This is a genomic window from Daejeonella sp. AP26, from assembly GCF_056680515.1.
This window is the reverse complement of sequence record NZ_CM155286.1, coordinates 1,819,563-1,838,049: the sequence shown is the minus strand read 5'-3', so window position 1 is coordinate 1,838,049 and position 18,487 is coordinate 1,819,563. Positions and strand designations below refer to the sequence as shown.

Sequence of the window (18,487 nt, the reverse complement as noted above, 5' to 3'; positions counted from 1 at the left end):
GGTATATGCAGGTAGTTAAAACGCTCGGTCAGTTTATCATTGAAAAGCAAAATGATTTTCCTTATGCAAAGGGTGAACTTTCACGGCTGCTCCGCGACATTGGTATCGCCGCTAAAATTGTAAACCGTGAGGTGAACAAAGCGGGCTTGATGGATATTCTGGGTGACGCGGGGACAATGAACATTCAGGGAGAATCTCAAAAAAAGCTGGATGTTTATGCCAACGAGCAATTTATATCAGCGTTACAAAGCGGAGGCGAATGTTGTATTGTAGCTTCTGAAGAGAATGATGAGTTTGTACATATCGACGGTGAGGTTTCAAAAAATGCCAAATATATTGTCGCGATTGATCCGCTCGACGGTTCCTCAAACATTGACGTTAACGTTGCGGTAGGAACTATCTTCTCTATTTACCGACGTAAAACTACGCAAGGAAGAGCTACACTGGAAGATGTTCTGCAAAATGGGACAGAGCAGGTAGCAGCCGGATACGTAATTTATGGTTCTTCAACGATGATGGTTTATACTACGGGCAAAGGCGTAAACGGGTTTACTCTCGATCCTTCAATCGGCGAATTCTGTCTTTCCCATCCTGAGATGAAGATTCCGGCAGACGGTACCATATATTCCATCAATGAAGGTAATTATGTTCATTTTCCTGATGGCGTTAAAAAGTATCTAAAATACTGCCAGGTTGAAGACCTCGTTACCAACCGTCCTTACACGTCCCGATATATTGGTTCCATGGTGGCTGATATTCATCGCAATATGATCAAGGGGGGCGTATTCTTATATCCCACTACTGCAAGTGCCCCTAATGGCAAATTACGTTTAGTATACGAATGCAATCCAATGGCTTTTATTATTGAACAGGCTGGCGGGCGTGCAACCGATGGTTTTCGGCGCATTATGGAGAAAGATGTGGTAAGCTTGCATCAGCGTTCCTGCATTTTCATCGGGTCTGAAAATATGGTACTTAAAGTTGAAGAATTGATGCGTGAATATTCGCCACAGGTGCCTGATAATAGGGTAGTGGAAGCCAAGCTTGAAGATCTGGGCATAATTGGTGGGATAGACTAACTGTATGTGCGCGTAGCTGCTGGCTGCGCTTGTCATTTTCAGCCAGTCAACTAAAAAAGGGAGAAAATTCTATATTTTTTCTCCCTTTTGATATCATAAGCCGTAACCCCTTTAATCTTTTAATTAAATAAATACTTTTTAACTTCCTCTATTTCATCGCCGTTTTTAAACGGTTGTATGACCGTTTCCGATAGCAAAAAGTCTGTACTAATGCTATATCTCTTAACTGTGAAATTTAATAGCAAGTTTTCAACTTCACTCCAATTTCTTCTTATTTGTACGGAGTCCGTAATATTAAATTTAGAAGACAATTCCTGAAACGCTTCATTTGCGCCTTCCTTATGTAAAATTAGTTCTAGTAGCCCTTTATTATCCATGATAATATTTATTCTCGTATGTGTGTTTCATACGCAAGGATTGATGCAAGGTTCGGATAAACTAGATATATTCGCTGATTGCAACCGGAAAGGGAAGAGGAGTAACTGCTACTATTTTTTGTAAAAAAGGAACTTATGTCGTCACAGGGCGCGATTTAACTATATAAGTCCGGTCTTTTATTTTCCATTTCAAATACCGAATCAATTAAAAGATCTCTTTGTTTGCCGGCTTGAACGGCTAATACATCGCAGCGTTCATTTTCCGGATGGCCGGCATGCCCTTTAACCCAGGTGAATTTTACATTATGCAGTTTGTAAACCGATAGGAAACGCATCCATAAATCTTTATTTTTCTTTCCAGCGAAGCCTTTTTTAAGCCAGCCAAACACCCACTTTTTTTCGACTGCATCGATTACATATTTAGAGTCGGAATAGATCGTCACGTCCTGGCCAGGTTTTTTTAAAGCTTCCAGACCCACTATAACGGCAAGCAACTCCATGCGATTATTGGTTGTCAGCCGGTAACCACCAGAGATCTCTTTGTAATGATTACCTGCGCGTAAAATCGTTCCAAATCCCCCAGGACCTGGATTTCCGCTTGATGCTCCATCGGTGAATAATTCTATCATTTAAACTGTGAGTAAAGAGCGCAATATTACTGATTTTGTTTCTCTGGCATCGGTATAACCGGTTATTTTATCCTAATGGGAACCGAAAATGCGAACTGTTTTTAAAATAATATTATTTAATGTATTGTATTCCAGCGGGATGTGTTTAGCAATGACTTTTTTGCCCCGATTGGACAAATAAATTTGTAAAAATTGTCAAATTGGTTACTTTTGCAGACACAATAAACGGTAGATGTAGCTCAGTTGGTTAGAGCATCGGTTTGTGGTACCGAGGGTCGTGGGTTCGAGCCCCATCATTTACCCCAGAAAGCCTTTCAGAAATGGAAGGCTTTCTCTGTTTTAAAGCGGATGATTTGTTATTATCCGATATAACGCAAGACATCCACCAAACTCGTCCCAATATAATCCGCCTCGCTGTTGGGATAGTTATTGTTGGTGTCAAGTAAAAATGAGACAATCCTCAGCTCTTTCGCTGCTTTAATTTCCGATTCCGGATCATCTCCCACAACGAGCAAATCAGAAACCTGCAATTGGTATTTCTCCATAATCTTTATCATCGCATCTTTCTTGGTCATTTCACTTATGTCCGGATCAATCACAAAGATTTCGGTGAAATCGTGCGAGATGTTTAATGACCTGATTTTACTCTCCTGTAATTTCTTAAAGCCGGTAGTGATCAGAAATTTCCGCGTATCTAAATTTCTTATTAACTGATATTCCTTGAAATAATTCATCTCCTCATTGTAGGTTAAATTCCTAAGAAGGTCAAGAGCTGTGTCCGTTAAGTTGTTAGGAAAGTTGAACTGATCTGCGACCTTTTGAAAGGGGATACGCATAATCTGTTTTTTTGCATCATCAATTGTAGCTTCGGGAAGATGGTATTCCGGTGATTTCAAAAGCTCAAAAAGGGGAGCGAATAGTTTTTCGCCAATAGAACTTACAGGATAAATGGTATTATCAAGATCAAGAATTAAGTTTAGCATATTCTCTGAATTTGTTCTATAACATCGTCTGCCTGCGTTTGTTCAGGACGGACTCTCTCAGATTAGTCCATAGAAATTGCTTAACCTGAATTCTCTATGGAACGGAATCTGCCAGGTTTAAAAATTTTCGTCATGAATCATTAATATAATAATGTTAAAATGTTTTAAATAGTATTTCTTACGCAGTTAGCTGTTCATTAACGAGTTATGAATAAATATATCTTTTTTACTAAAATAACTTCTTATAATATAGGTTAAATACCTTCAATTAAATTTGGAGAATATTGTAATTTATTTATATTTGTAGTGCCCTCCCAAAGGGCATGTTTTTCATAGGTAGATGTAGGGTCGAATACTTGTATTCGGCCCTTTTTTTGTTCCATATAATTTTCCACCTTTAGCAGAATGACTGAACGAAAAATTGCCATAGCGGTTACAGGGGCAAGTGGAGCAATTTATGCCCGCATACTATTAGAAAAAATGTTAATGCTGCGAAATCAGATAAAAGAGATTGCAGTAGTGATGTCAGACAATGCAAAATCAGTCTGGAAGTTTGAGCTCGGCAATGAGAATTACAAAAACTATGATTTTAAGTTTTACGATAAAAACGATTTCATGTCGCCGATTGCTTCGGGATCTGCCCGCTTTGATACGATGATCATATGTCCCTGTTCTGCTGGTACCCTTGGCAGAATAGCTAGCGGAGTGTCTAACGACCTCACGACACGTGCAGCCGACGTAATGCTTAAAGAGAGGCGCAAGCTAATTCTACTACTCAGGGAAACGCCATTAAACCTCATTCAAATAAACAACATGAAAACGGTAACGGAAGCTGGAGCAATTGTGTGTCCGGCAACCCCATCCTTTTACAGTTTGCCAAAAACGGTTGACGAAGTTGCGGAAACCGTTATCAGCAGGGTAATTGATCTTGCAGGCTTAGATAATGATTCATACCGGTGGGGCCAACCTTAGATAACCGCCGCGGATTTTTACTGCGGGAACATCATTCTTCAAATCTAACACTCCCGACTATTTATTATCTTTGCGGCTTCTATGAACAAGAAAGTCGCATTTTACACACTTGGTTGCAAACTGAATTATTCGGAGACCTCCACGATCGGTCGCCAGTTTTCGAAAGCAGGTTTTGATACGGTTGCTTTTACCGACCAAGCCGACGTATATGTGATTAATACCTGTTCGGTTACCGAAAATGCTGATAAAAAGTGCAGCAGAGTAGTTAAAGAAGCGCTTAAGCATTCGCCGAACGCCTATATTGCTATTGTGGGTTGTTATGCCCAGCTGAAGCCGGCCGAAATATCCGCCATTCCCGGAGTGGATATAGTGCTGGGCGCAGCCGAGAAATTTCAGATCACCGAACACATTTCCGATCTCACTAAACAACCGAAAACGCTTATTTTCAACCAGGAGATTGAGCACACTAATCAGTTTATCCCGGCCTTTTCCATTGGAGACAGGACCCGCACTTTCTTAAAAGTTCAGGATGGCTGCGATTACTCTTGCACTTTCTGTACTATTCCGCTTGCCCGCGGTGCCAGTCGTAGCGATACTATTGAGAACGTGGTTAAACAGGCCGAGGAAATAGCAGCGTCGGGTATCAATGAAATTGTACTCACAGGTGTGAACCTGGGCGATTTCGGTATTAGGGAAGGCAAGCGTGAGAATCGCTTTTTAGATCTGATCATCGCCCTGGATGAAGTAAAGGGAATCAACCGTTTCCGTATCTCATCTATCGAGCCTAACCTGTTAACTAACGAGGTTATCGATTTTGTCGCCTCCTCGAAGCGCTTTGTGCCCCATTTTCACATACCATTGCAATCCGGCTCTAATAAGATCCTTGGCTTAATGCGCCGTCGTTACCGTCGCGAACTCTACACAGAACGGGTCGCGAAAATTAAAGAAGTCATGCCCGATTGTTGTATTGGGGTGGATGTAATTGTTGGCTTTCCTGATGAAACAAGAGAAGATTTTTTGGATACCTACAATTTCCTGAATGAATTAAATGTCTCGTACCTGCATGTTTTCACTTACTCTGAGCGAGAAAACACGCCAGCGGCGGAAATGCCGAACCCTGTTCCGGGTTCTCAGCGAGCTGACCGCAGTAAGATGCTGCATATTTTGTCTGAGAAGAAGCGTCGGGCCTTTTATGTTAGTCAGGCAGGCAAGGATGCTGAAGTACTGTTTGAAGGCGATCATAAAGATGGATTTATGCATGGTTTCAGTCGTAACTACGTTAAAGTGAAAACTGCTTACGATCCTTTGCTCGTTAATGACATCAAATCTGTTAAACTCATCGCGGTAGCCGACGATGGCGATATGGAGGTCGAAGAATACCGGGAAGTACTAAGCCATTAGTACATGTGTTATAATTTATTATTTCAAGCAGCGGCCGAAGATTCAAAGAGGAAAGCACCATAGTAAGCATTGCAGTGTGTGCTCGTTTTTTTCTGCTTGATGTGAATCTTATTGTTCAAATCCAAATCCTCCCTTTCATCTTTTAAGCTTTATTGTATATTTAGGGCATGTTTCCAACTATAACTTACCTTATCGAGTACCTGTTCGGTATTCATGTTCCGCTTCCAATACAAACTTTCGGATTTTTTGTAGCCTTTGCATTTGTGGCCGCCTATTGGGCCTTTTCACAGGAATTCAAGCGTAAAGAAAAACAAGGCCTAGTTTATCCATTCACCCGCAGTGTAAAAGTCGGCGAACCGGCAACCCTGTCAGAAATGGTCTTAAACGGCTTTTTTGGATTTGTTGTAGGTTATAAGCTTCTTGGCGGATTATTCAATTACAGCGAGTTTGTCGCTAATCCGCAGAGTTTTATTCTTTCAACGCAGGGTAGTTTTCTCGGCGGAGTTTTATTAGCTGCTGTTTTTGTTTATTGGGCTTATTCCGAAAAGAAGAAAGAACAGCTTCCACATCCAAAAATTGTTAAAGAAACCGTTCACCCATACCAATTGATGGGCACCCTAATTATGTGGGCTGCTTTATGGGGATTCTTAGGCGCTAAGATATTTCATAACCTGGAGTACTGGGATGAGTTTATGAAAGACCCCATTGATGGTTTGCTTTCTTTCAGCGGCCTTACTTTTTATGGCGGTTTGATCTGTGGTGGTGCTGCGGTTCTCTATCACGCTAATAAATACGGAATCAAGTGGATTCATATGCTGGATATTGGTGCACCCGGAATGATGCTGGCTTATGCTGTGGGCCGTATCGGTTGTCATATGTCTGGTGATGGTGATTGGGGAATTGAAAACATTGCTCCTAAACCGTCCTGGTTAGGCTGGGCTCCGGATTGGGTTTGGTCGTTTAAGTATCCCCATAACGTGGTTAACGAAGGGACTCCAATTCCGGGTTGCGTTGGCAATTTTTGCAATGAACTGCCTGTTGCTGTATTTCCAACGCCTTTCTACGAAGTCGTTGTTTGCTTGATCCTTTTTGCTGTATTATGGTCGCTTCGTAGCTATATAAAGATTCCCGGTTTGATGTGGTCTATATATCTGATCTTTAACGGGCTTGAAAGATTTTTTATAGAGTTGATCCGCGTTAATTCAAAATACCATGTGATGGGTTTAAGCTTCACCCAGGCAGAACTGATTTCGTTCATATTAGTAATAGGGGGCATCATCGGGGTCATTTTGTCGATGAATAACGCAAGGAAGCATCCTGAAACCATACCGGCGGTTTAACTATGGATCTATCAACTCTCATACCCGGTGTTATTGATCTGAGTAAAAAGGTTGGCGAGTTTATCCGCCAAGAGTCGCTCGTCTTTGACAGTGCCCATATCGAGTATAAAGGCCTCCATGATATGGTTTCATACGTTGATAAGACTGCGGAAGAAATGCTGGTGAAGGGGCTTTCTGTTCTGTTACCGGAGGCGGGATTTATAACTGAGGAAGAAACGATTGTCAAACAAAGCGAACTTTACAGCTGGATCATAGATCCCCTGGATGGAACCACTAATTTTATTCATGGAATACCAACCTTCTCCATTAGTATTGCGCTTCAATACCAGAAGGACTTGATTCTGGGAGTAGTGTATGAAATAAATCGTGATGAATGTTTCTATGCCTGGAAAGATGCGGGGGCATTCTTGAATGGCAAGCCTATCTCCGTATCGCTCGCTCCCAAACTTGAGAACACCCTACTGGCAACCGGCTTTCCGTTTTATGATTTTGAAAAGCAGGAACCTTATTTGGAAGTTTTTAAAGAGGTAATGAGGAAATGTCACGGCATTCGCCGTATAGGTTCCGCAGCTATAGATCTGGCTTATGTCGCCGCTGGTCGGTTTGATGGCTATTTTGAATATAATTTAAATTCATGGGATATCGCAGCAGGCATTGTGCTGGTCAGAGAGGCTGGAGGTGAGGTGTGCGATTTTGCGGGTGGCAATGAGATCATACCTAAACGGGAAGTAATCGCTACCAATGGTAAGCTTACCCAGGAGCTGTTAGAGATCATTTCGAGACATTTTATAACAGAGAAACCGTAACCAAAATTAATTGTATGTCAAAGACTCAAAAAGTAATCCTGGGAGCATTAGCGGTATTTATAATTATCCAGTTCTTCAGGCCCGAAAAGAATGAATCCTCAGCGCCCACTCCGAATGAACTATTCGCGCACTACCAGGCACCTGATTCGTTAAAACAGCTGATTAAAACCGCTTGTTACGATTGTCATTCAAATAATACAGTGTATCCATGGTATTCGCAGATTCAACCGATAGCCTGGTGGCTTAATGATCATATTAAAGAAGGAAAAAGGAAGTTTAATTTTTCTGAATTCACTTCCTATGAAGCTAAAAAAGCAGATCATAAAATGGAGGAATTTATTGAAATGGTGAAGGAAGAAGAAATGCCCCTTAAATCATATTCGATTATACATACCGATTCAAGACTTACACAGGAGCAAAGGATAGCGATTACCGAATGGGCATCTGGTATTCGTAAACAAATCCAGCCTAATATCCAATAAAACTTACCCGACTGAGCTTTAAAAAAAAAAAATTATTTGGCCCTGTTATTAGAGAGCCCTTCCAAACGAAAAAACGACCGTCATCACTGGCGGTCGTTTTTTTTGTATGAGGTAACGAGAACCACTTCTCATTTACCGCTCAATCCAGAATGAAATTTGGTCCGGCAATAAAAGAAATGCGCAATATTGTGGTGCTTTCTTCAGTTCTAAATAGTTCTTCTTCAGCTCGTGCTAGATAAAAAGCTCTCCAGATGGTTTAGATCTGAAGAAAAGGATTCCAAGAATTCAATAAGAATTGTATCAGTCAGGTTTCGGGTAGGTTCCAGAACGGTGTAACGCTGCTTTCTCTGGGCTAACAAGGTACTCGCTATGTGCTTACTGTGTGTTTACAGTATGTTGATCGAAGGATGACATAGTAAGCACATAGTAAGCACATACTAAGCATATAGTAATCATCGAGTAAGCGTAAAAGAAAAGGCGAGTTTTTAGAGGACCTCCAGCGAGCGGATTTATTAGGTTTTAAATTAAAAAAGCCATCCTCCGGTTGGTTCGGGGATGGCTTTTTTAATAAAGTATTCTGTAGATCCTAATGGGTAAGGATAACGTTATTTAATTGATTATAAAACCTGACAAAGGTATAGGCCAGATTACAAAAGGATTACAGCGCTTCTGAAACTACTTCAGTAACTTCAGGAACCATTCGCTTTAATAAATTTTCAATACCGGCTTTGAGAGTGATGGTTGATGAAGGGCAGCCGCTGCACGAGCCACGAAGCTCGACAGTTACAATTCCCTCGTTAAATGACTTATAGCTGATTGCTCCACCATCCTGTTCTACGGCAGGGCGTACATAGTCATTTAATATCTGCTGAATTTTGATTTCCGTATCGGTACCTTCAAAATCAGCGGTTTTCTGTTCGGTTTCAACAACTTTCAACTCAGATTCTACTGCACCCTTAACGAATTCTTTCAATAGGGGTTCAATATCAGCCCAGTCAGATCCTTCAGCTTTGGTTATGGTAACAAAGTTACTGGCGAAGAACACACCTGTAACGAAGTTAAACCTAAACAGTTCGCGGGCGAAAGGTGAACTTTCAGCACTTTCTTTTGTCGGAAAGTCGATACTGTTGTTGATCAATAATTTATTTACAAGGAACTTCATGGTAGCCGGGTTAGGCGTACCTTCTGTATAAACGTTTATAGTGGATGTTGCTGCGCTCATGAATCAAAAATTTATGATTGTAAAATTAGCCAATTATAATTACATGTCTTTTATACCGCCGGGTATTTTACATGTAGCTGATACTAAATGCCGGTGTAGTTCTGAGGACTGATGTTTTTTATCTCTTCCTTGACTGCATTCGAAACATTTAATTTTTCAACAAACTCGCCTATAGAATCGGCATTAATCTGTTGATTAGTACGGGTGAGTTCCTTTAAAGCTTCATAAGGATTAGGATACCCTTCGCGGCGAAGGACTGTTTGAATGGCTTCTGCAACAACTGCCCAATTATCTTCAAGGTCACGGCGGATCGCATCTTCATTTAATAAAAGCTTATTCAATCCTTTAACAGTAGACTTGATTGCGATAAGGGTATGAGCCAAAGGAACGCCTATATTGCGTAATACCGTTGAATCGGTCAGGTCTCTTTGCAACCTTGAAACCGGAAGTTTAGCGGCAAAGTGCTCAAACAGGGCATTTGCAATTCCCAGATTACCTTCAGAATTTTCGAAGTCAATCGGATTCACTTTATGCGGCATAGCTGATGAACCTACTTCGCCAGCTTTTATTCGCTGTTTAAAGTAATTCATCGAGATATAAGTCCACATATCCCGGTCAAGGTCGATCAGGATATTATTGATACGCTTTAGCGCATCGCATTGCGCTGCAAAATTGTCGTAATGCTCAATCTGGGTAGTATACTGCGACCGGTTAAGTCCGAGGTTTTTGTTTACAAAATTGTTGGCAAATGCCTTCCAGTCGGTCTCCGGATATGCGACATGATGCGCATTAAAATTGCCCGTAGCTCCGCCAAATTTAGCCGAATATGGAATAAGTTTCAGTTGTGATGTTTGAACACCCAGCCTTTCGATAAACACATTGATCTCTTTGCCCAGGCGTGTTGGCGAAGCCGGTTGTCCGTGGGTGTGAGCAAGCATAGGCAAGCTGGCCCAGTCTGCTGCAAGCTTTTCCAGTAATTCATGCAATTCCGCTAAAGCGGGATAGTATGAATTCTCCATACCGAGCTTAAAGGAATAGGGAATTGAAGTATTGTTTATATCCTGAGAGGTTAAGCCGAAATGAATAAACTCTTTAAATTCATCCAGCGAAAGCTGAGTAAATTTTTCTTTAATAAAATACTCCACCGCCTTAACATCATGATTGGTGACTTGCTCTATTTGTTTTACTGCCTCGGCGTCACCATCATTAAACTCCTTGTAAATGTTACGGAGTGCCTCAAATTTCTGACTGTCAAAATTCTCTAATTGTGGCAGGGGCAGTTCGCATAAAGCGATGAAGTACTCGATCTCTACATATACTCTGTATTTAATTAATGCGGCTTCAGAAAAGTAGGCCGAAAGATCAGAAGTGGTTTTACGATACCGACCATCAATAGGAGATATGGCAGTTAGTGGAGAAAGGCTCATGCTATAAAATTTTCGCAAAGTTATAAAATAATAAAGGGCAGCAAATTTTGGTACTCAATCATTTCGTGTTCCTGCCGAATTATAGCATAGGCACAGGTACTATCCCTTATTGATAAAAAACCTACAGGAAACTTTGAAGTTAAAAATAGTTTCCATAGTTTTATTGTGTAATCTAGTAAAGAGTTGGAATTAAAAGAACACATTATTACTCAGGCAGATATGCTTTTTTGCCAGTATGGGATTAAGAGCGTTACTATGGATGATATTGCCAGGCATTTGGGCATGTCGAAGAAGACAATCTATCTCAATTACACCGATAAGAATGCTCTGGTGGTTGAACTGATGCGGGAAAAGCTGGAGAACCAGGTATGTGTAATGGATCATTGCATAGACAATTCAGAGGATGCTGTTCACGAAGTGTTTTTTGCTGTAACACAAATGCAGCATTTGTTATCTAAGATGAACCCGATGTTATTTTATGATCTTCAAAAGTACTATCCGGAAGCATGGCAGTTTTATGTAACCTTTAGAGAGAAGAAATTATTTAAGGTGATACATGACAATTTAAAAAGAGGCATTTCAGAGGGGAATTATCGCAAAGAGATCAATGTTGATATATTAACTTGGATGCGGATAGGGCAAATTGATACGGTTTTAAGTCAAAACACCTATCCAATGGATGAATACAATATTGCTCTTCTGATGACTGAAATCACCGAGCATTTTCTATATGGCCTCTGTACACCCAAGGGTTATAAACTGATTGATAAGTACAAACAAATTGCTGAAAAAGTTAAAGAAGAAAAATGAAACACAAACTAATTACCTTTTTACTTTGCCTGGTTTTGGGCCTTGAAGCATGGGGACAATCAGGAGAGCCACTAGTTTATAGCCTTACTTTAAAGGAAGCAATTGACTATGCTCAAAACCATCAGAGCACGGTTTTAAACGCACGTGTGGATGAGCAGATTGCTAAAAATACGGTCAAGCAAACTTTGGGAATTGGTTTACCTGAAATTAGCGGGAATGCTAATTTCTCGGATTATATTAAAGTACCCACTAGTTTGTTGCCTGGAGAAATATTTGGTCAGCCGGGAACTCAGATACCCGTTAAATTTGGGGTTAAATACCAGTCGTCAATTGGGTTAGAGCTAAACCAGCTGATCTTTGACGGTTCTTACCTGGTTGGATTGCAGGCGTCGAAAACATTCAGGGAACTGTCAAGTAAGAATCTTCGGCGTAGTTTGATTGAGACCGCGGTAGCAGTAAGCCAGGCTTACTATACAGTTTTAGTGAGAAATGAGCAGCTTGAATTACTCGATGCAAATATTGCCCGACTAAAAAAATCTTTATTTGACACTGAGGCGATGTTTAAGAATGGCTTCGTAGAAAAGATAGATGTAGATCGGCTGAATGTATTGAATAATAACCTGGTGACTGATCGTGAGAACGTGATCCGGCTGATGGCAGTAAGTTTAGATATGCTTAAGTTTCAAATGGGAATGCCCATAGAAACCAAGCTTTCTTTGAAAGATGACATTGAGGGTTTGCAAAGTTTGGAAGAAGCAGCGCTTGTTGTTGACTCTACCGCATACCGAAATAGAATTGAATACTCGCTCCTGCAGACTCAGAAGAAACTGAATGAACTCGACCTGAAGCGTTATAAGAGCCTGTTTCTACCAACACTTAAAGGTTTTGCCAATACATCGAACAGCTATCAATCTAATTCCTATTCAGCGTTGTTTGATCAGAATTTCCCAACAACGGTAATTGGCCTGCGCTTATCTGTTCCGCTAATTTCTGGCGGCCAGAAACTTTACCAAATGCGAAATGCAAAGTTAGAAGTTCAAAAATCGGAGAATGAGCTGGTCAACCTAAGAAATGGAATCAACCTGGAGATAGGGAACGCGCAAACTGCCTATCAGAATGGAGTAAATTCTTTAGACAATCAGAAAAGAAATATTGAACTGGCCACAGAGGTAGTTCGAGTGTCGAGGATCAAGTATGAGCAGGGGGTTGGATTTAGCCTGGAGGTTACCACTTCGGAAACAGCATTGATTGAAGCTCAAAATAATTATATAACAGCTTTATACGACTTGTTGATCAACAAAATAAACCTGGATAAAGCATCCGGAAAAATTAATTATTAATCGAACTATTACCACATATAAAATGAAACGGATAATATCAATCGCTGTAGTGATTTTCCTGGCATCGTGTGCAGGAAAATCTACCGATAAAAAGTCAGAGCTTGAAAAGCTTAAAAAAGAGCGTACGGAAATAGATACCCGGATTGCTGCCCTGGAAGCTGAAATTGGTACAAGGGGAGCTCCTGCCGCCCCAAAAGAGGTCACAGTTTTTGAGGTTTCTGAAAATGCTTTTAAAAACTTTGTAGAGATACAGGGAAAGGTAGATGCGGAAGAGAACGTACAAGTGACACCTGAAGCGCCCGGTGTTGTTACTGCGGTGTACGCGCAAATAGGACAGAGAGTTGGCCGCGGACAAGTACTGGCGCAAATTGACGATAAAGTTCTGGACCAGAATATGGCCGAGCTAAAGACTCAGCTGCAACTGGCTGATGCCCTCTTTCAGCGTCAAAAAAATCTATGGGACCAAAAGATAGGTACAGAGGTTCAATATCTAAACGCAAAAACGCAGAAAGAGAGTGTTGAGCGACGTATTTCCACGTTGCGCTCTCAGGCCTCCATGTATAAGATTAAGGCGCCGATCTCAGGTACTATTGACGAAATGGAACTAAAAGTGGGACAGGCAGTAACCCCGGGTGTTTCAGGTATCCGTATTATTAACGCTTCAAACCTTAAAGTTAAAGCCCAGGTAGCAGAGTCATATGCTGCCAGGGTTAACCAAGGCGATGAAGTTAGTATCATTTTACCTGACGTACCTGATACCCTTCAAACAAAACTTTCTTTTGCGTCGAAAACTATCGATCCAGTCTCAAGAAGCTTTAACGTAGAAGTGAAATTACCCTCAAAAGCTACTTTCCGTCCAAATATGCTGGCAGTACTTAAGATCGTGGATTATAAAAACGATAAAGCTTTAATAATTCCGGTTAACTCAATACAGAAGGCAGAAAGCGGTGACTACGTCTTCATTGCAGATAAGGGCAAGGCTAAAAGGGTTAATATTGAAGCGGGTAAAGTATCTGAAGGTAAAGCAGAGATCTTATCCGGGTTGAAATCTGGTGATAAGGTTATTACCGCCGGCTTCCAGGATTTGAATGAGGGGGATATAATAAAATTTTAGGTATAAAAGATTATCAGCTTGCATTGCTTGCAGGTTAGGTCAGTTGATTTTAACTATATTCAAATGAAAGACGTAGATAAAGAATTCGGACCGTCCAGTTGGGCGATTGACAATAAAACTGCAATTTATGTTCTTACAGTTATTATAGCTGTAATGGGATATTTCTCCTATATGGGATTGCCTAAAGAGAACTTTCCGGAAGTTATAATTCCCAAGATCTTCGTCACTACTGTTTACCCTGGTACTTCACCAGAGAATATGGAAAACCTGGTGACCAAGCAGATTGAAAAGGAACTTCAGTCAACGTCAGGGCTGAAAAAAGTTACTTCAAATTCTTTCCAGGATTTCTCTATAATCACTGCTGAGTTTAATACCAGCATCGATATTACGGACGCCAAGCAAAGGGTGAAGGATGCGGTTGACAAAGCGGATCTGCCAAATGACTTACCGGATGAGCCAAATGTTCAGGATATAAACCTGGCCGATCTGCCAATTATGTACGTCAACATTTCCGGCGATTTTGACCTGAAACGTTTGAAGGAGTATGCCGATGAACTGGAGGACCGTATCGAGGGCCTGAAAGAGATTTCGGGAGTCGATGTGGTTGGTGCTTTGGATCCGGAAGTTCAGATCAATGTTGATTTAAATAAGATGGCTGCTGCGCAGATCTCTTTCAGGGATATTGAGTCGGCGGTTGGTTATGAAAACCTTACTATCTCGGGCGGTACCGTAAAAATGGATGGCGTGCGCAGAACTTTAAATATTAAGAATGAGTTTAAAAATGCGGACGAGATAGCTAATCTGATCATCAAAACTCCGACAGGTGCATCGGTCTATTTGAGAGATATTGCTGATGTAAAGGATTCTTTTAAAGAGCAGGAAAGTTATGCCCGTTTATATGGTAAAAACGTAATAACGCTGAACGTTAAAAAGCGAAGCGGCGAAAACCTGATTGAAGCATCTGATAAGATCAATGCGCTGATAGCGGACATGAAGGGCAAGGAATTGCCTAAAAATTTGCAGGTAACCGTTACCGGCGATCAGTCAGATCAGACCCGAACTACGTTGCATGATCTGATTAACACGATTATCATCGGTTTTATACTGGTTACTATAATCCTGATGTTTTTCATGGGGGTCACAAACGCGCTGTTTGTGGCGCTGTCTGTTCCGCTTTCTATGTTCATTGCCTTTATGGCTATGCCCGCACTTGGAGGAATGCTTGGGTTTAGCTTTACTATGAATATGATTGTATTGTTCTCGTTCTTACTGGGATTGGGAATCGTTGTGGATGACGCCATAGTGGTAATTGAAAATACCCATCGGATTTTCGATAATGGAAATGTGCCTATTGTTAAAGCTGCAAAAGTAGCAGCGGGTGAAGTTTTTATGCCCGTTCTCTCGGGAACCTTAACCACTCTGGCTCCATTTGTTCCATTACTATTCTGGCCTGGAGTAATTGGGGAATTCATGTTCTTTTTACCAGTAACATTGATTATTACGTTATTGGCTTCCCTGGTGGTGGCTTATATCATCAACCCGGTATTCGCTGTCGACTTCATGCATCCGGAGGATCATATTAATAGAAAACCTACGTTTGATAGACAGGTTAAACGCACTCTAATGATCTTTGCCGGGTTGGCCGTACTGGCTTACCTGATTAACTTTGGCTTTGGAAACCTGGTTGTGTTTATTGCTATTTTATACCTGATCAATCACTTTTTTCTTACAGGTGTCATTCATAATTTTCAGACCAAGGTTTGGCCTAATATTCAGAATAAATATGTCCGCGTCCTTGATTGGGCTCTCGACCGTCCACGTACCATGTTATGGAGCACCGTTGGATTGCTGATATTTACCATTGCGCTAATTGGAGTTATTCCTCCTAAAGTAGTGTTCTTCCCAACCGGTGATCCAAACTTTGTTTACGTTTATATTAGCCTTCCCGTAGGTACAGACCAAGCTTATACTAATCAAGTGGTTAAGAAGGTCGAAGAAACCGTAACCAAAGCTGTTGATGGAAAGAACAACCCGGTTGTATCATCAATCATCTCTAACGTAACAGTGGGGGTAACAGATCCGCAGGATGAAGATCAGGGTAATTATCCCAACAGAGGTAAAGTCACTGTGGCATTCGTTCAGTACGGTCTGCGTGATGGGGTGAATACAGCTGTGTATCTGGATAAGATCCGTAAAGAAGTAAAAGGCATTCCCGGCGCTGAAATTACGGTAGCACAAGAGCAGGGTGGCCCGCCAACATCTAAGCCTATCAGTATCGAAATTACAGGTGATGAGTTGGATTCGCTCGTGAAAGCATCCGAGCAGCTGAAGGCATATTTGGAGACGAAGCAAATTGCGGGGATTGAGGAATTGAAGTCTGATTTTCAGAACAATAAGCCCGAGATTATTTTTGATATAAACCGCGAACGTGCTAACCGGGAAGGTATCTCGACAGGCCAGATCGGATCGGATCTACGGACTGCTATCTATGGAAAAGAGGTTTCTAAGTTTCGGGATGCTGACGAGGATTATGAAATTAATCTTCGTGCCCGAGAAGAACAGCGAAATGATCTGCAGGCATTACGCAATATGAAGGTCACCTACAGGGATATGGGGATGGGTGGCATTATCCGGCAGGTTCCTTTGTCGTCGTTTGCCGATATCGACTATGTAAATACCTATGGTGGTATTAAGCGCAAGCAGGAGAAACGGATTATTATATTGTCGTCAAATGTGTTGGGTGATTACAACCCTAACGAGGTTGTGACAAACATTCAGAATGAAATTAACCAGTTTCATGCTCCTGCTGGCGTTCAGATAAAAATGGCAGGTGAACAGGAAGAGCAGATGGAGACTGCAGCCTTTTTAGGAACGGCACTGTTAGTCGCTTTGGGACTTATTTTAATAATTCTGGTTACACAGTTCAACTCGGTCAGCAAACCTCTTATCATCCTTAGCGAGATTGTATTCAGTATAATCGGTGTGTTGCTGGGAATAACCATTTTTCGCATGGAAATGTCGATAGTAATGTCGGGGATTGGTATCGTTGCGTTGGCAGGTATTGTAGTTCGGAATGGTATTTTGCTTGTAGAGTTCACCGATCTGATGATCGAACAGGGCATGTCAGTTAAAGAGGCGGTAATAGAGGCGGGACGTACGCGGATGACACCAGTGTTGTTAACCGCAACGGCCACCATGCTCGGATTAATTCCTTTAGCTATTGGTTTTAACATAGATTTCGCCAGGCTCTTAACAGAATTCGAGCCGCATATATTCTTCGGCGGGGATAACGTTGCCTTCTGGGGACCTTTATCATGGACTATGATCTTCGGGCTCGGTTTTGCAACTTTTCTTACATTGATACTGGTGCCATGTATGTATCTACTAGCAGATATTAATTCTAGAAAAGTAAAAGGCTGGTTTAGAAAAGCCGCTTAACGTTTTAGGGAAGTGTCTGATCATTTGTGTTAGACACTGTTTCACTGTTTAAAAAATTGACAATAAAAAAGCCGTCGTAATTTCTTACGACGGCTTTTATGCTTTATTTAGTGATTAGTGTTGAACTGAATCAACTTTAGCATCAGCAGCAGAATCAACAGTATCGATAGTTGCATCAGCAGTTGAATCGATTGCGTCAGTAGTTGCTTCAGCAGTAGAATCAATTGAATCAGAAGCATTGTTTTCACTTTGATTAGTGTTACAAGCTGCAACTGATAAAGAGATAGCTAAAGCCAGGAAACCGAATTTGAATAGATTTTTCATGTTGTTTAAGTTGAATTATTTGAATGTTAATACGGTTAACTTAAAAAGGTAACCCGTCGAGTAAAGAAGAGATAAAAAAACCATCACCCGAAAGGGTGATGGTCCTATTAAAGATTAATCAATTAGTTTTGAACTGAATCAACTTTAGCATCAGCAGCAGAATCAACAGTGTCGATAGTTGCATCAGCAGCTGAATCAATTGCGTCAGTAGTTACTTCAGCAGTAGAATCAATTGAATCTGAAGCTGCGTCTTCGCTTTGGTTAGTGTTACAAGCTGCAACTGATAAAGAAATAGCTAGGGCTAAGAAACCGAATTTGAATAAGTTTTTCATTCTAATGTTTTGTGTTTGTTTTAAATAATTACTGTTAATACTTAAACTTTCAAAAGGTAACCCCATAAATAAAAAAAAAACCGCCTGAATCTTTCAGACGGTTTTATATTTAGGAACAAATTACAACGTTGATGTATCTGCAGTATCTGTCATAGTGGTGTCCATCATCGTAGTGTCAGACATTGTTGTATCATTTTTGTCACCATCCGCTTTATTAGTATTACAAGCTGCGACCGACAAAGTTAGCGTGATGGCTAAAAAGCCATATTTGAATACATTTTTCATAGTGGTTTTTTTTAAGTTTGAAGTTATTATTAATACCCCGAAAGCTGATAGGTAACCCAGAGCGCTCCCGGGACAAACAAAATTATATTTCCCTATCATTGGGTTACAATTTCAAATATTAAGTAT

Annotated in this window: 18 protein-coding genes and 1 tRNA gene; 11 read left to right on the top strand and 8 right to left on the bottom strand. The window is 40.9% G+C overall.

The genetic code is table 11. The features are described from left to right. The first annotated feature begins 5 nt into the window (after positions 1–5). Positions 6–1,079: a class 1 fructose-bisphosphatase gene (gene fbp, locus AC1MCB_RS07880; protein ID WP_479968197.1), complete on the top strand. Its 1,074-nt coding sequence runs from the start codon at positions 6–8 to the stop codon at positions 1,077–1,079. A gap of 119 nt (positions 1,080–1,198) precedes the next feature. Here the strand turns inward: fbp and AC1MCB_RS07875 are convergent, their stop codons facing one another. Together AC1MCB_RS07875 and rnhA are read right to left on the bottom strand one after the other, a co-directional pair. Beyond that, positions 1,199–1,456 (bottom strand): hypothetical protein, encoded by a 258-nt coding sequence (locus tag AC1MCB_RS07875; RefSeq protein ID WP_479968196.1) that lies wholly within the window; start codon positions 1,454–1,456, stop codon positions 1,199–1,201. Between the two features lie 155 nt (positions 1,457–1,611). Continuing rightward, on the bottom strand, positions 1,612–2,085 hold the full coding sequence (rnhA, locus tag AC1MCB_RS07870; RefSeq protein WP_479968195.1) for a ribonuclease HI: 474 nt from the start codon (positions 2,083–2,085) through the stop codon (positions 1,612–1,614). A 228-nt stretch (positions 2,086–2,313) separates the two neighbouring features. Between rnhA and AC1MCB_RS07865 the strand changes: the two genes are divergently transcribed. After that, a tRNA-His gene (locus AC1MCB_RS07865) sits at positions 2,314–2,390 on the top strand. Positions 2,391–2,444: 54 nt separating this feature from the next. Here the strand turns inward: AC1MCB_RS07865 and AC1MCB_RS07860 are convergent. Then, positions 2,445–3,068, bottom strand: coding sequence for an HAD family hydrolase (locus AC1MCB_RS07860; protein ID WP_479968194.1), 624 nt, complete (start codon positions 3,066–3,068; stop codon positions 2,445–2,447). Between the two features lie 405 nt (positions 3,069–3,473). On the opposite strand from AC1MCB_RS07860, the gene AC1MCB_RS07855 reads away from it, so the two are divergent. The 5 genes from AC1MCB_RS07855 to AC1MCB_RS07835 all read left to right on the top strand — a co-directional run bounded on the left by AC1MCB_RS07855 (position 3,474) and on the right by AC1MCB_RS07835 (position 8,069). Then, the gene (locus AC1MCB_RS07855; protein WP_479968193.1) at positions 3,474–4,040 is read left to right on the top strand and encodes a UbiX family flavin prenyltransferase; all 567 of its coding nucleotides are present in this window, start codon (positions 3,474–3,476) and stop codon (positions 4,038–4,040) included. Between the two features lie 81 nt (positions 4,041–4,121). Next, positions 4,122–5,441 carry a tRNA (N(6)-L-threonylcarbamoyladenosine(37)-C(2))-methylthiotransferase MtaB gene (gene mtaB / locus AC1MCB_RS07850; RefSeq protein WP_479968192.1) on the top strand — a complete coding sequence of 440 codons (1,320 nt, stop codon included), beginning with the start codon at positions 4,122–4,124 and terminating at the stop codon, positions 5,439–5,441. Between the two features lie 167 nt (positions 5,442–5,608). After that, positions 5,609–6,781 carry a prolipoprotein diacylglyceryl transferase gene (locus AC1MCB_RS07845; protein WP_479968191.1) on the top strand — a complete coding sequence of 391 codons (1,173 nt, stop codon included), beginning with the start codon at positions 5,609–5,611 and terminating at the stop codon, positions 6,779–6,781. A 2-nt stretch (positions 6,782–6,783) separates the two neighbouring features. After that, on the top strand, positions 6,784–7,587 hold the full coding sequence (locus AC1MCB_RS07840; protein ID WP_479968190.1) for an inositol monophosphatase family protein: 804 nt from the start codon (positions 6,784–6,786) through the stop codon (positions 7,585–7,587). Positions 7,588–7,601: 14 nt separating this feature from the next. Then, complete coding sequence (locus AC1MCB_RS07835; protein ID WP_479968189.1) at positions 7,602–8,069, top strand: heme-binding domain-containing protein; 468 nt, start codon at positions 7,602–7,604, stop codon at positions 8,067–8,069. 658 nt (positions 8,070–8,727) lie between these two features. On the opposite strand, the gene AC1MCB_RS07830 is transcribed toward AC1MCB_RS07835, so the two are convergent. After that, positions 8,728–9,291, bottom strand: a complete 564-nt coding sequence (locus tag AC1MCB_RS07830) for a NifU family protein (protein WP_479968188.1) — start codon at positions 9,289–9,291, stop codon at positions 8,728–8,730. 83 nt (positions 9,292–9,374) lie between these two features. After that, entirely contained in the window at positions 9,375–10,718 is a 1,344-nt protein-coding gene (gene purB, locus AC1MCB_RS07825; protein ID WP_479968187.1) for an adenylosuccinate lyase, read from the bottom strand. A gap of 183 nt (positions 10,719–10,901) precedes the next feature. Here purB and AC1MCB_RS07820 point away from each other — a divergent pair, with 183 nt between their 5' ends. The 4 genes from AC1MCB_RS07820 (at position 10,902) to AC1MCB_RS07805 (ending at position 17,420) form a co-directional block, all read left to right on the top strand. Further along, on the top strand, positions 10,902–11,528 hold the full coding sequence (locus tag AC1MCB_RS07820; RefSeq protein ID WP_479968186.1) for a TetR/AcrR family transcriptional regulator: 627 nt from the start codon (positions 10,902–10,904) through the stop codon (positions 11,526–11,528). Continuing rightward, positions 11,525–12,868, top strand: a complete 1,344-nt coding sequence (locus AC1MCB_RS07815; RefSeq protein ID WP_479968185.1) for a TolC family protein — start codon at positions 11,525–11,527, stop codon at positions 12,866–12,868. Before AC1MCB_RS07820 ends, AC1MCB_RS07815 begins: the two co-directional genes overlap by 4 nt. A 22-nt stretch (positions 12,869–12,890) precedes the next feature. Continuing rightward, positions 12,891–13,982 (top strand): efflux RND transporter periplasmic adaptor subunit, encoded by a 1,092-nt coding sequence (locus tag AC1MCB_RS07810; RefSeq protein WP_479968184.1) that lies wholly within the window; start codon positions 12,891–12,893, stop codon positions 13,980–13,982. A 63-nt stretch (positions 13,983–14,045) separates the two neighbouring features. Then, positions 14,046–17,420 carry an efflux RND transporter permease subunit gene (locus tag AC1MCB_RS07805; protein WP_479968183.1) on the top strand — a complete coding sequence of 1,125 codons (3,375 nt, stop codon included), beginning with the start codon at positions 14,046–14,048 and terminating at the stop codon, positions 17,418–17,420. Between the two features lie 114 nt (positions 17,421–17,534). Here AC1MCB_RS07805 and AC1MCB_RS07800 read toward each other — a convergent pair whose 3' ends face one another. The 3 genes from AC1MCB_RS07800 to AC1MCB_RS07790 form a co-directional block, all read right to left on the bottom strand. Then, positions 17,535–17,744: a hypothetical protein gene (locus AC1MCB_RS07800; protein ID WP_479968182.1), complete on the bottom strand. Its 210-nt coding sequence runs from the start codon at positions 17,742–17,744 to the stop codon at positions 17,535–17,537. 122 nt (positions 17,745–17,866) lie between these two features. Then, positions 17,867–18,076 carry a hypothetical protein gene (locus tag AC1MCB_RS07795; RefSeq protein ID WP_479968181.1) on the bottom strand — a complete coding sequence of 70 codons (210 nt, stop codon included), beginning with the start codon at positions 18,074–18,076 and terminating at the stop codon, positions 17,867–17,869. Between the two features lie 120 nt (positions 18,077–18,196). Next, positions 18,197–18,361, bottom strand: a complete 165-nt coding sequence (locus tag AC1MCB_RS07790; protein ID WP_479968180.1) for a hypothetical protein — start codon at positions 18,359–18,361, stop codon at positions 18,197–18,199. Positions 18,362–18,487 lie beyond the last annotated feature (126 nt).

Coding starts and splice junctions, on each gene's coding strand:
- fbp (WP_479968197.1), top strand. CDS start 6: ATGCAGGTAGTTAAAACGCTCGGTCAGTTTATCATTGAAAAGCAAAAT.
- AC1MCB_RS07875 (WP_479968196.1), bottom strand. CDS start 1,456: ATGGATAATAAAGGGCTACTAGAACTAATTTTACATAAGGAAGGCGCA.
- rnhA (WP_479968195.1), bottom strand. CDS start 2,085: ATGATAGAATTATTCACCGATGGAGCATCAAGCGGAAATCCAGGTCCT.
- AC1MCB_RS07860 (WP_479968194.1), bottom strand. CDS start 3,068: ATGCTAAACTTAATTCTTGATCTTGATAATACCATTTATCCTGTAAGT.
- AC1MCB_RS07855 (WP_479968193.1), top strand. CDS start 3,474: ATGACTGAACGAAAAATTGCCATAGCGGTTACAGGGGCAAGTGGAGCA.
- mtaB (WP_479968192.1), top strand. CDS start 4,122: ATGAACAAGAAAGTCGCATTTTACACACTTGGTTGCAAACTGAATTAT.
- AC1MCB_RS07845 (WP_479968191.1), top strand. CDS start 5,609: ATGTTTCCAACTATAACTTACCTTATCGAGTACCTGTTCGGTATTCAT.
- AC1MCB_RS07840 (WP_479968190.1), top strand. CDS start 6,784: ATGGATCTATCAACTCTCATACCCGGTGTTATTGATCTGAGTAAAAAG.
- AC1MCB_RS07835 (WP_479968189.1), top strand. CDS start 7,602: ATGTCAAAGACTCAAAAAGTAATCCTGGGAGCATTAGCGGTATTTATA.
- AC1MCB_RS07830 (WP_479968188.1), bottom strand. CDS start 9,291: ATGAGCGCAGCAACATCCACTATAAACGTTTATACAGAAGGTACGCCT.
- purB (WP_479968187.1), bottom strand. CDS start 10,718: ATGAGCCTTTCTCCACTAACTGCCATATCTCCTATTGATGGTCGGTAT.
- AC1MCB_RS07815 (WP_479968185.1), top strand. CDS start 11,525: ATGAAACACAAACTAATTACCTTTTTACTTTGCCTGGTTTTGGGCCTT.
- AC1MCB_RS07810 (WP_479968184.1), top strand. CDS start 12,891: ATGAAACGGATAATATCAATCGCTGTAGTGATTTTCCTGGCATCGTGT.
- AC1MCB_RS07805 (WP_479968183.1), top strand. CDS start 14,046: ATGAAAGACGTAGATAAAGAATTCGGACCGTCCAGTTGGGCGATTGAC.
- AC1MCB_RS07800 (WP_479968182.1), bottom strand. CDS start 17,744: ATGAAAAATCTATTCAAATTCGGTTTCCTGGCTTTAGCTATCTCTTTA.
- AC1MCB_RS07795 (WP_479968181.1), bottom strand. CDS start 18,076: ATGAAAAACTTATTCAAATTCGGTTTCTTAGCCCTAGCTATTTCTTTA.
- AC1MCB_RS07790 (WP_479968180.1), bottom strand. CDS start 18,361: ATGAAAAATGTATTCAAATATGGCTTTTTAGCCATCACGCTAACTTTG.